The sequence below is a fragment of the Nocardioides pelophilus genome, from assembly GCF_014180685.1.
Classification (GTDB): Bacteria; Actinomycetota; Actinomycetes; order Propionibacteriales; family Nocardioidaceae; genus Nocardioides; species Nocardioides pelophilus.
In genome coordinates, this window is record NZ_JACEHF010000076.1 from 6947 (window position 1) to 18782 (window position 11836).

The 11836-nt window shown below is 72.4% G+C and carries 10 protein-coding genes; 5 read left to right on the forward strand and 5 right to left on the reverse strand.

Annotated elements, in window-relative coordinates; translation table 11 throughout:
• Nucleotides 1–542 (forward strand): GNAT family N-acetyltransferase (locus H0488_RS13270; RefSeq protein WP_246372062.1); only part of this gene is annotated, 542 nt, incomplete at its 5' end.
• Between the two features lie 20 nt (nucleotides 543–562).
• Entirely contained in the window at nucleotides 563–1672 is a 1110-nt protein-coding gene (locus H0488_RS13275) for a serine/threonine-protein kinase (RefSeq protein ID WP_183099752.1), read from the forward strand.
• Here H0488_RS13275 and H0488_RS13280 read toward each other — a convergent pair.
• From H0488_RS13280 to H0488_RS13300, 5 genes are all read right to left on the reverse strand, one after another.
• Nucleotides 1647–3005: a hypothetical protein gene (locus H0488_RS13280; RefSeq protein WP_183099753.1), complete on the reverse strand. Its 1359-nt coding sequence runs from the start codon at nucleotides 3003–3005 to the stop codon at nucleotides 1647–1649. The two genes, H0488_RS13275 and H0488_RS13280, sit on opposite strands and share 26 nt — an antisense overlap.
• A 50-nt stretch (nucleotides 3006–3055) precedes the next feature.
• Nucleotides 3056–3766: a PadR family transcriptional regulator gene (locus H0488_RS13285; RefSeq protein ID WP_183099754.1), complete on the reverse strand. Its 711-nt coding sequence runs from the start codon at nucleotides 3764–3766 to the stop codon at nucleotides 3056–3058.
• A gap of 192 nt (nucleotides 3767–3958) precedes the next feature.
• A complete protein-coding gene (locus H0488_RS13290) occupies nucleotides 3959–5992 on the reverse strand; it encodes a M3 family metallopeptidase (protein WP_183099755.1) in 2034 nt (677 codons plus the stop codon).
• 21 nt (nucleotides 5993–6013) lie between these two features.
• Nucleotides 6014–7264: an RNA polymerase sigma factor gene (locus tag H0488_RS13295; protein WP_376768469.1), complete on the reverse strand. Its 1251-nt coding sequence runs from the start codon at nucleotides 7262–7264 to the stop codon at nucleotides 6014–6016.
• 54 nt (nucleotides 7265–7318) lie between these two features.
• Nucleotides 7319–7675 carry a YciI family protein gene (locus H0488_RS13300; protein WP_183099757.1) on the reverse strand — a complete coding sequence of 119 codons (357 nt, stop codon included), beginning with the start codon at nucleotides 7673–7675 and terminating at the stop codon, nucleotides 7319–7321.
• A 147-nt stretch (nucleotides 7676–7822) separates the two neighbouring features.
• Between H0488_RS13300 and H0488_RS13305 the strand changes: the two genes are divergently transcribed.
• From H0488_RS13305 to H0488_RS23660, 3 genes are all read left to right on the forward strand, one after another.
• Entirely contained in the window at nucleotides 7823–8377 is a 555-nt protein-coding gene (locus H0488_RS13305) for a hypothetical protein (RefSeq protein WP_183099758.1), read from the forward strand.
• Nucleotides 8378–8380: 3 nt separating this feature from the next.
• Nucleotides 8381–9958, forward strand: a complete 1578-nt coding sequence (locus tag H0488_RS13310) for a hypothetical protein (protein ID WP_183099759.1) — start codon at nucleotides 8381–8383, stop codon at nucleotides 9956–9958.
• A gap of 41 nt (nucleotides 9959–9999) precedes the next feature.
• Nucleotides 10000–11836: MFS transporter (locus H0488_RS23660; protein WP_220794550.1), on the forward strand; the 1837-nt coding region annotated here is incomplete at its 3' end.

Consider the following 11836-nt stretch of genomic DNA (forward strand, 5'->3'; position numbering starts at 1 on the left):
CGCTGCTGGAGGCCCTCGGCTACCACGTGCGCTGGACGAGCTGGGTGCTCCGCCTGCCCGAGGGCCGCAGCATCGAGGAGCGGCCGCTGCCCACGGGCTACGCGCTGCGGATCGCCGACGAGGCCGACCAGGAGCAGGTCTGGCACACCATCGAGGACGCGTTCCTCGAGTGGTCCAAGCGCGACAAGCAGTCGCTCGACGACTTCCTGGCCGAGGTCTGGGGCCGTCCCGGGTTCGAGCCCTGGAACGTCCAGGTCGTCACCGGTCCCGACGGCGCGATCGTCGGTGCCGTGTTCGCGGTCAACACCGACGCCGGCGACGGCATCGAGACCTACGTCGCGCGGATCGCGGTCAGCCGCGACCACCGCAACCTGGGGCTCGCGCAGGCGCTGCTCGTCGCGGCGTTCGCGGCCGGCCGGGAGCGCGGCGCGCTCACCGGGGCCCTGTCGACCGACAGCCGCACGGGGGCCCTGACCCTCTACGAGAAGGTCGGCATGGCGCCGAGCTCGGTCTGGCTGCATCGGGCGGTCAAGCTCGGCTGACCCGCGACTAGGCTCGGCGCATGGGTGAGGTGTTCGCCGGTCGTTACGAGCTGATCGACCCGATCGCAGCGGGTGGGATGGGCACCGTGTGGCGGGTGCACGACCGGGCCGACGGCCAGCTGAAGGCCGCCAAGATGCTCCACCAGAGCGACGCCGCGATGCTGCTGCGGTTCGTGCGCGAGCAGGGCCTGCGGATCGACCACACCCACATCGTCACGCCGCAGTCCTGGGCGGGCGTCGACGACAGGGTGCTGTTCACGATGCCGCTGGTCGCCGGCGGCTCGGTGTCGATGCTGATCCGGAAGCACGGCGCCCTCCCGCCGCGCTGGATCGGCCGGCTCGTCGACCAGACCCTGCAGGCGCTGGAGGCCGTGCACGCGGCCGGCATCGTGCACCGCGACGTGAAGCCCGGCAACCTGTTGCTCGAGCCCACCGGGCGCGGCGTGCCCCACCTCCGGCTCGGCGACTTCGGGATCGCGGTGCCGACCGACGAGGCCCGGCTCACCCACGTCGCGATGCTGATCGGCACCGCCGGCTACATGCCCCCCGAGCAGCACCTGGGCGCGGACCCCGACCCGAGCGCCGACGTCTACGCCCTCGGCATGGTCACCCTCGAGATGCTCACGGCCACCAAGCCGCCGCGCGAGCCGGCGCCGCTCGACACGACGAGCCTGCGCACGGGTGACCCCGCGCGGGACGCGGTGGTGGACCTGATCGCCGCGGCCACGGCGTACGACCCGGCGGCGCGGCCGACGGCTGCCCAGCTCCGCGCCCATCCGGCACTGCGGCTGTTGCTCGCGCTGCCGCCCGACCCGGCCGACCCGATCACGATCACCGACGTGTTCCCGCCGCTTCCCGGCGCCGGGATCGATCAGGCCACGGCGGCCTTCACCGCGACTCCCCCGCCGCCCCCTCCACCGCCGTCCGCTCCGGCCGCCGCCCTCACGGGCGCCCCGACCGTGGGGCCGGCAGGGCCGCTACCGCCGCCACCGCCGCCGCGTCGTACCCACGAGGAGACGCTCCACCAGCCGCTCCCGGCGCCGGCTCGGACGGGCGTGCTCGCGCCGGTGCTGCTGCTGGTGGCCGGCCTGCTCGGTCTGGTCGCTAGCGGGTGGCTGCTGCTCGGTTAGCCGCGCGGCGACGGCTCAGCCACCCGGCGGCCACGGCGCAGCAGGCGAGGCTCAGCACCCCGACACCGATGCCGATCGCCCGGCGCGGACCCCACCACGCCTCGTCGTCGTCGCCGACGGGAGTGAAGGGGTTGCCCGACGCCACGGCGGCGAACTCGCCGTCGCCGACGAGGTACGGCGTCTCCGGCGTGTAGCCCTCGGGCCCCGCGCCACCGCCCTGGGCGAGCACGGCGGCCTTGTACGTCGGCTCCTCGCCGTCGACGTGCGGCACCTCGATCGTGAGGTCGACCGCGACCTCTGTCGGCTCGCGGTCCTCGGGCGCCGGCTCGACACTCACCGCGACCCAGTGGTCGCCGGGCAGGCTCGGCTCGAAGTCGCGGTAGCGGTTGTCGTAGCGAAGCGGGTGGGACGCCGCGACCAGCACGGCCGGGTCCTCGCCGTAGTCGCCGTAGTCGCCGTAGTAGTAGTCCTCGGAGGTCGTCAGCGCGAAGGTGTCGCGGCTCGGCTGGACGAGGCGGACCTGCACGCCCACACCGAGGACCGGGTCCTCCGCGTCCACCGGCGGGAGGTCGGCGCGCGCGACGACCTGGTCACCCCAGGCGAGCGGCACCCGCCAGAGCAGGGTGGTGCCCTCGGTGACCTCCGCCGCGATCGTGACCGGGCCGTCCTGGGCGTCGACGATCGGAGCGTCGTCGAAGGAGCCGGCACCCTGCGGGCGGTCGACCGGGTCGACCGGCTCCGGCAGGTCGTAGCCGAGCTCGGCGTCCTCGGCGACCGGCTCGCCGGGGGTGGTGACCGGTGCCTCCTCGACGATCTTGATCGCGATCGGCAGCGGCTCCGTGCTGGACGTGGAGTAGCGCTCGATGGTCACCGTGATGGTGGCGGCGGACCGGCAGGGGTCGTCGGCGGAGTCCTCGTCGCCGACGAGGACCTCGTCGCCGATGGGCGCGTCGAAGTAGGTCGTGTCCGACGACGCGTCGCCGCTGCCGCAGTCGGCGCCCGCGGGGTCCTCCGGGGTGGGCGCGGTGGCCGCGATCGTGAACCCGTCGTAGTCGGCGGTCCGCGGCGTGCCCACCACGCCGACGTGGACGCTGCTGTCCTCGATCTGCCGCTCGTAGCTGAAGTACTGCGGCTGGGAGCTCGGGCCGAGCGCCGAGGTCCAGAGCCCGGCCTCGACCCGGCTGGGCTCGGCGGGGTTGGTGCTGCCGTCGACGGGCTGTCCCCCGAGGTCGACCGGCTCGGCCGCGGCGGCCGTCGCGGCGCCGTACGGCGGCCACGTGCTCAGGCCGAGCGCGAGCGCTGCGGCGACAGCCGCACCCCGGACGGTTCTCACCCGCGGCAGCCTAGTGGTGGCTTCCGCGGGTGAGACTCAGGCGTCCTCGGTCACTCGTCGTCGGTGGCCTCGTCGGCGGCGGGACCGTCGGCGAGGATCCCGTAGAGCCGGCGCCGCGCCTCGACCAGGACCTCGACCGCGGCCCGGCGCTGGGCCTCGTCGCCGGAGATGACGATCTGCCAGACGGCGCTCATCACCTGGGGGATCTCGGCCTTGATGTCGGCGTGCTCACCGGGCCACTCGGCCTCGGCCCGCTCGAACGGTGCCCACACCGCAGCGAGGTCCTCGGCGTTCTCGGTGCAGTACGCCGAGCCCGCCTCGGTCAGTCGCAGCGCCCGCCGGCCGCGCTCGTCGTCGGTCTCGACCAGGCCCTCGTCCTCGAGCTGCTGGATGGTCGGGTAGACCGAGCCCGGGCTGGGGCGCCAGGCCCCGCCGCTGCGATCGGTGATCTGCTGGATCACCTGGTAGCCGTTGATCGCCTCGTCGCGCTCCTGGGCGGCGCGGAGGACGTCGAGGATCGCCGAGCGGACGTCGCCGCGTCGTACCCGCGCGCCGCGCGACCCCTCGGGCCGGCCCATCCCGAGCAGCCCCGCGAGCCACGGCGGCGGTCCGCCGGGGCCCCCGCCGCGGTGGTGCGACGCGCCGCGCTCCCACGGGTTGCCCCACGGGCCGGGTCGGTGCTGGCGCTGGTTCTCCTGCTGGGGACCGCAGTCCCCCATCGCGGCCCAGAACGGACCGAAGCTCTTGCTGAAGCCGTGCATCGTGGTTCCTCCCTTGTGCGACCTTTCGTCAGTATGTCGCGATATATCGTTAGAGTATCGCGAGGATTCGGTCCACGCAAGGCGCGGACATGCCCGTTCATCAAGGGATGCAGACGAGTGACCGCTTCCCAAGTCGAATTGGGGCAGGGAAGCGACCGTTCGCCTACATACCTTGATAAACGGGCGCCCGCGTCAGCGAGCCAGCCAGGCGGCGTAGGAGTCGAAGGAGTACGGGCGACCGAGGAAGTCGGCGACCAGGTCGGCGGCGTCCTTGGTGCCGCCGGGGGCGAGCACCCGGTCGCGGTAGCGGGCCGCGACGGTCTCGTCGAAGAGGTCGCCGGTGCCCGCCGGGTCGAAGGCGCTGAACATGTCCTTCGCGATCACCAGCGACCACATGTAGGTGTAGTACGCCGAGCTGTAGCCGCTGAGGTGGCCGAACGACGCGAACATGTGGGTGCCCTCGAGGTAGGGCAGCGCGGCGTACTTGCGCTGGAGCGCCACCATCCGGTCGGTGAGCGAGGCGACCTCCTCACCGGCCGCCCGCCGGGCCTCGTCGGCGTGGAACCAGTAGGACATCGCGGCGTAGAACATCTGGGTCCGGGCGTAGATCCCCTTGCCGTAGTCGTCGGAGCGCCGCATCGCCTCGACCAGCTCGACGGGGATCGGCTCTCCCGCGTCGTTGGTCGCGAAGGTGCGCAGCACCGACGGGTCCCACGCCCACTCCTCCAGCATCTGGCTCGGCGCCTCGACGAAGTCCCACTCCGTCGCCACTCCCGCGAAGCGGAACCACTCGCCGTGCCCGGCGAGCAGGTGGTGGAGCAGGTGCCCGAACTCGTGGAACAGCGTGGTCACGTGGTCGTGCTCCATCAGCCCGCGCGCGAAGTTGCAGACCAGCACGCCCTCCGGCAGCTGGCGGAACCCGTCGCTGGCGGCGACACCATCGGTGAGCGTGAACTGCGCGGCGTGCTTGTACTTGCCCTCGCGCGGGTGAAGGTCGAGGTAGATCCGCCCGACCCTTCGAGACGCCTCGTCCCTCGGCTCATCAGGGACCTCCCGTCCCGATTCGGAGTAGACGTCGTACACCGCCACGTCCTCGTGCCACACGGGTACGTCGACCGGTTCGTAGCGCAGTCCGAACAGCCGGCCGGTCACGTCGAGCAGGCCCTGCCGGACCTTGGGGAAGGCGAAGTAGGTGCGCACCTGCTGGGAGTCGACGTCGTACTGCTCCTGGCGGACCTGCTCCTGGTAGTAGAACGAGTCGAAGAGCGGGATCTCCGTCGCGTCGGGGTAGTCGCGGCGGTAGCGCTCGAGCAGCAGCTCGAGGTCGGCCCGCATCGGCTCCTCGGCGGCCGCCACGATCTTCTCGATGAACTCCGGGATGGCCGCGCCCGAGCCGATCATCTTCACGTCGGCGTCGTACGACGGCCAGTCGGGGTAGCCGACCAGCGTGGCCAGCTCCTGGCGCAGGGCGAACATCTCCTCCAGCAGCGGCTCGGCCGTCGGCCAGCCGCGCTGCAGGAACGCGGTGGTGATGTCGCGGCGCACGTCCTGGTCGTGCGCGAACATCCGCACCGGGATCGCGTCCGGGTAGTCGGTGGTCACCGTGACCAGCCCGTCGTCGTCGGCGGGATGGGCCTCCAGCCAGTCGTCGGGCAGCCCCGCGAGCCGCTCGGGATCGACCCGGATGGTCCGGACGTCGTCGCGGGCGACCTTGCTGAACTCCTGGTCGAGCTCGGTCAGCCGGTCGCGGATCGCGGTGATCCGCGCCCGGGTCTCGTCGTCGCGGTCGACGCCCGACCTCCGGTAGTCCTTGCGGATCTTCTCGAGCAGCCGCGCCGCCGTCCGGTCGAGACCCTGGCCGTCGAGACCCTGGCCGTCGAGATCCTGGCCGTCGAGCCCGGCGAACACCTCGAAGAGCGCGCGGTCGAGGCTCCACTCGGTCGCCAGCTTGTCGACCTCCTGCTCGGCGGCGTCGGCGAGGTCGCGCACCGTCTGGTGCGGGTGGACGTTGCCGAACAGCGAGCCGCAGGCCGCGACCCCGCCGAGGTGGCCGGTCGCCCGGTCCCAGATGCGGAGCACCTCGAGCGGATCGGACGGCGGGTCGGAGCGCAGCCGGTCGACCAGGGTGCGCGCCCGGTCGAGCTCCGTGGCGGAGCGCGACTGGACCCACTCACCCCAGGCGGCGGGGTCGTCGGAAGCAGGCAGCGGAAGGGGGGAGAGCGTCACCCCGCCAAGACTAGGCGGCGCTCACACCAGCTCGCCGCGGCGACGGGTCAGGTAGGCGCGCTCGGCGGTGTTGTCGCAGACGGCGAGCGCGGCGTCGTACGCCTCCCGCGCCTCGGCGCTGCGGCCGAGCCGCCGCAGCAGGTCGGCGCGGGTGGCGTGGAAGGCGTGGTACGACGCCAGGACCGGTGCCGTCGCCACCAGCCCGTCGACCTGGGCCAGAGCCACCTCCGGGCCGTCGAGCTCGGCGACCGCGACCGCGCGGTTGAGCGCGACGACGGGCGACGGGTCGAGCCGTGCGAGCTGGTCGTAGAGGGCCGCGACCTGCGACCAGTCGGTGGTGTCGGCGGTCGGGGCGTCGGTGTGCACGGCGTTGATGGCGGCGAGGATCTGGTAGCGACCCGGCCGGTTGATCGCGAGGCACCGACGCACGAGCTCATGCCCCTCGGCGATCAGCTCCCGGTCCCAGCCGCCACGGTCCTGGTCGTCGAGCCGCACCAGCTCGCCGCCCCGCACCCGGGCCTCCCGGCGCGCCTCGGTGAGCAGCAGCAGCGCGAGGAGACCGGTGACCTCGGGCTCGTCCGGCATCAGCTGGTGCAGGATCCGCGCCAGCCGGATCGCCTCCGCCGTGAGCTCGGTGCGCACCGGCTCGCCGTCGCCGGTCGCGAGGTAGCCCTCGTTGAAGACGAGGAAGAGCACCGCGAGGACGGTCGCCACCCGGCCCGGCAGGTCGGCCGCCTCCGGCACCCGGTAGGGGATCTTGGCGGCGGCGATCTTCTTCTTCGCACGGGTGATCCGCTGCCCCATCGTCGCCTCGGGCACGAGGAACGCCTGCGCGATCTCCGGGACGGTCAGGCCGCCGAGCAGCCGCAGGGTCAGGGCGATCCGCGCTTCCGGCGCGAGCGCCGGGTGGCAACAGGTGAACATGAGCCGGAGCCGTTCGTCCTCGCCGGGATCGAACGGCCCGGTCGATCCGTGCGGTGTGTCGTCGTACATCTCAGCGGCCTGTCGGTGCTTGGTGTCGCGCAGCTTCTCCCGGCGGAGCCGGTCGATCGCGCGGTTGGCGGCGGTGGTGGTCAACCACCCGCCGGGGTTGGGAGGTACGCCGGAGCCGGGCCACTTCTCGAGCGCCGCGACCAGCGCCTCGCCGGCGGCGTCCTCGGCGAGGTCGATGTCGCCGAACCGACGCACCAGCGTGGCGATCAGCCGGCCGTACTCCTCCCGGAAGACCCGCTCGATAGCGCGGCCCGACGACGGGTCTCGTGACGCCACCACAGTGAGCCTTTCTTCGATCCGCAAGCCGAAGGCCTCCTCGACCAACGACTTGGCTCAGGCAGGTTCGGACTGGAACGGCCGGACCTCGACCTTGCCGCCACAGGCCTTGGAGCCCTCCGCAGCCCACGTGAGCGCGGCGTCGAGGTCGGGGGCGTCGATGATCCAGAAGCCCCCGATGTGCTCCTTGGTCTCCAGGTAGGGGCCGTCGGTCACCACCGGGGTCTCGCCAGTGCCGTCGACGACGGTGGCGGTCTCGGCGGGCTCGAGGCCGCCGGCGAACACCCAGATGCCGGCCTCGCGGACCTTGTCGTTGAAGCGCCCGGTGGCGGCGTACATCTCCTGGACCTCGTCCTCCGGGATCGAGGCGTAGTCCTCTTCGCTGCCGTGGACGGCGAGCAGGTAGTGCGGCATGTCGATCTCCTCACTCCGGGGCGGCCTCCGATGACCGCCTTCCATCCTCACCACGAACACGTAGCTGCCGATACGACAACCTGCCACACGATTTCCTGAGAGTCTGGGGCCGTGGTCGGGGTCGGTGGTCCACGCAAGCGGAGCTGGGTGCGCATCGTGCTCGGCGTCCTCGGCATCCTGTTCCTCGCCGTGCCCATGCTCGTCGCTGCGCTCGTGATCATCGTCGGCGTCGGCAAGTGGGAGTCCCTGGACCCCGACGCGCAGGGGCGCGTGCCCGGCCGCGTCACCCTCGACGCCGACGAGGGCTCGACGTACGTCGTGGCGCTGGGGACGGGAATCATCAACGAGACCGGCGGTGGTCGGGCGTTCAACACCGACGTGGCGCGCGACGTGCGCTGCACGATCCGTCACCCCGACGGCAGCGAGGACTCGATCCGCGGCGACCGGCAGGTCTCCTCGGTGACCCGGGCCGGGCAGTACGCCACGGTCGGCAAGTTCGAGGGCGAGGGCGGCTCGACCGAGCTCGAGTGCTTCGCCACCTCCACGGACGTGTTCGGCGAGGAGCGGGACCTCCCGATGATCGTGCACGAGTCCAACCAGACGCTCCAGTACGTCGGTTACGGGCTCCTGGTGGGCAGTGTCGTGGTAGTCCTGGCAGGCGTCGGCCTCATCGTGTGGGGCGCGCGCGGGAAGGTGGTCTGACCGATGGTGTTCGAGAAGTTCAAGCAGGCGGCCCAGGCGATGAGCCCGGCCAACATCAAGCGCGGCATCGAGCTGAGCAAGCAGTCGATGGCCAACGGCGGCCGCCTCACCGAGGAGCAGATGGCGGGGTGGACGCCCGAGCAACGCGCACAGTACGAGGCTTCCCTCGCCCAGGCCCAGCAGCAGATGGCCGACAACGCCGACCAGATCATCGCGGAGGAGCGGGCCCGACGGGTGCTGTGGGGGCCTGCCGGCGACTACCTCTACGGACCGCTGCCGGACCGTGAACGGCTCACCAGCATCTCGGCGAGCAGCCAGTGGGAGGCCTCGAAGGCCGAGTTCATGGACACGCTGCGCAACCCGTTCGGCAAGAAGGCGCCGCCACCGCCCCCGCCGACACCCGCGGTGAGCGTCGACCGGGAGGCGCAGTCCGCCCACGAGCGCGCCCAACGTGAGGAGGCGCGGACGCCGTACCTCGCGCCGGCGCGGCTGCCGATCACGATGACCCGGATCGCGGTCGACCCCAAGAACAGCGTCAAGGACCTGGCGGCCTGGCTCGGCACCGCCGGTCTCGCCGCCCGCCCCGACCTCGTGTACGGCCTCTACCGGGTGCCCGACCACATCGTCGGCGGCTTCGGCATCAACAAGGCCTCGGTCGTCGAGTGGGAGGTCGTGCACGCGGCGACGCCGGGGATGCCGGCGGCGCCGCCGGCGACCGTGGCCGGCTTCAACGCGCGCGAGCGCTGGGCCGCGCGGCGCCCCGGCGAGCCGTCGATCGTCGACGAGGACCTCGGCCTGGAGTACCTCCGTGCGGCCGACCTCGGGCCGGAGCAGTGCCTCGGGGTCGCGCGCCTCCCCGAGGTGGACGCCGGGAGCAGCGGCAGCGGAGACGGTGGCGGCACGCCGTACGTCGTCATCGGCGTCGGCGGTCTGGTCGTGCTGCACCCGTCCGAGGTCGGCGTCGGGGTCGGAGCCCAGCTGCAGGCGCAGCGACCCTTGCAGGTGCTGCCCCAGCCCGACGTGCACGTCGCGGTCCTCAACTGGGGCGACATCCGCCGCGTCGTCGCTCCCGACCACAAGCAGCGGTTCCAGGTGCCGTCGCCGTTCCCCTACCTGCCCAGCACCGGCGCGGAGCTGTTGGAGTCCTACCTCGCGATCGTCGGCGTCCGGCCCTCCGACTGCTACAGCGCCCAGGTGACCCTCGACCAGCCGAGCAACATCCTCGGCGGCGGCGCGCACGTCATCACCACGAGCGCAGAGTCGGAGATCGCCGCGGACGGCCAGTCGCGCAAGCGGTTCCGCGGCGGGTCGCGGGTGGTCGTCGTCTACCGGGACAGCCCGGAGTACGCCGCCGGCCGCGAGCGGTTCGCGGCCTACCAGCGCGACGTGCTCCAGGCCTCGCTCGAGAACCGGATCGAGCTCCGGGCGCCGGTGGACAAGCAGAGCGTCCTCGACCGGGGCGTGCTCGGCAAGCTGGTCAGGACCGCGGAGGTGGTGGGTTCCTTCACCGAGGGCGACAACGACCCGGAACCCTTCAGGGACCTGCCGTTCTACCGCTACTGCTGGCCGCCGATCCAATAGCCGTCCCGTAGGCGCCCAGCCCTCACGCCTAGAGTTTCGCCATGAGTGCACCCGTCTACGTCGTCCTCGGGGCCGGCCCCGGGCTGGGGCTCGCGGTCGCCCGCCGCTTCGCGCGCGAGGGGTACGTCGCCGTGCTCGCCACCCGCACGACGGCCGACGCGGAGTCGTTGGCCGCCACGCTCCGCGACGAGGGGCACCAGGCCGAGGGCGTGGGGGTCGACCTCACCGATCCGGTCTCGGTGACCGGGGTCGTCGCCGGCATCGGGCTCAAGTACGGGCGGATCGACGTCCTCCACTTCAACCCGAGTGCGTGGCGCGAGAAGGACCCCCTGCACCTCACCGTCCCCGAGCTGCTCGAGGACGTCGCGCTCGGCGCCGGCGCGCTGCTGCCGGCGGTCCAGGCCGCCCACCCCCACTTCGCCGCCGACGCCCGGGTGCTGGTGACGGGGAGCGCGGCAGCCGACAAGCCGTCCGCCGCGGCCGCGTCGCTGGGCGTGCAGAAGGCCGCCGTGCGCAACCTGGTGACCAGCATCGACGCGACCCNGCAACCTGGTGACCAGCATCGACGCGACCCTCGCGCCGCTCGGCGTCCGCGCGGTCGCCGTACAGGTCAACGGGGTGCTGGGCAAGAAGGGGCCGTTCTCCCCTGCGCCGATCGCCGACGCGATGTGGGCGGCCGTCTCCCGCCCCGACGCCGGGTGGACCGCGCACGTCCCGTACGACGGATGAAGAGGCTCCTCGCCGACACCAGACCCCTGGCCGTCCCGCACTTCCGCCGGCTCTGGACGGCCAACATCGTCACCGTCATCGGTGCCCAGCTGACGGTGGTCGCGGTGCCCGCCCAGATCTACGCCGAGACCGGCTCGTCGGCGTACGTCGGGCTCACCGGCGTCTTCGGCCTGGTGCCGCTGGTGGTCTTCGGGCTGTGGGGCGGCGCGCTCGCCGACCACTTCGACCGGCGCACGCTGCTCGTCGTCACGACCGCCGGGCTGATCGGCACGAGTGCGCTGTTCTGGCTGCAGGCCACGATGGGCAGCTTGGCCGGCGACAGGGTCTGGCTGCTGCTTGGGTTGTTCTCGGTGCAGCAGGCGTTCTTCGCGATCAACCAGCCGACGCGCAGTGCGATCCTGCCGAAGCTGGTCTCCGACGACCTGCTGCCCGCCGCCAACTCCCTCAACATGACCGTCTTCCAGGCCGGCGCCATCGCCGGACCGCTCGTGGCCGGTGCGCTGATCCCGGTGCTCGGCTTCTCCTGGCTCTACCTGATCGACACGTTCTGCCTGTTCGCGACGCTGGGCGCCGTGCTGCGACTGCCGCCGCTGCGGGTCGAGGGTGCGAGCGGACGGCCGCCGGGGCTGCGCTCGGTGATCGAGGGCATCGCCTACCTGCGCGGCCACCCGGTGCTGATGATGTCGTTCGTCGTCGACATCATCGCGATGGTCTTCGGCATGCCGCGGGCGCTCTTCCCCGAGATCGCGCACGAGAGCTTCGCCGGGCCCGAGTCGGGCGGGCTGGCGTTCGCCCTGCTCTTCGCGGGCATCCCCGCGGGCGCGGTGATCGGCGGCGTCTTCTCCGGCTGGGTCTCCCGGATCGACGCCCAGGGCAAGGCCGTCGTCTGGTGCATCATCGTGTGGGGCCTGGCGATGGTGGGCTTCGGAGTCTCCGTCGCCGTCGCCGACCAGGTGTCCGGCGCAGTCCCGTGGATGCTGAGCGCGGCCGTGGTGATGCTCATCGTCGGCGGCGCGGCCGACATGGCGTCGGCGGCGTTCCGGCTGAGCATCCTGCAGTCCTCGGCGGCCGACGCCGTTCGCGGCCGGCTGCAGGGCATCTTCATCGTCGTCGTGGCCGGCGGTCCCCGGATCGCCGACGTCGCCCACG

Coding starts and splice junctions, on each gene's coding strand:
- H0488_RS13275 (WP_183099752.1), top strand. CDS start 563: ATGGGTGAGGTGTTCGCCGGTCGTTACGAGCTGATCGACCCGATCGCA.
- H0488_RS13285 (WP_183099754.1), bottom strand. CDS start 3,766: ATGCACGGCTTCAGCAAGAGCTTCGGTCCGTTCTGGGCCGCGATGGGG.
- H0488_RS13310 (WP_183099759.1), top strand. CDS start 8,381: ATGGTGTTCGAGAAGTTCAAGCAGGCGGCCCAGGCGATGAGCCCGGCC.
- H0488_RS13300 (WP_183099757.1), bottom strand. CDS start 7,675: ATGCCGCACTACCTGCTCGCCGTCCACGGCAGCGAAGAGGACTACGCC.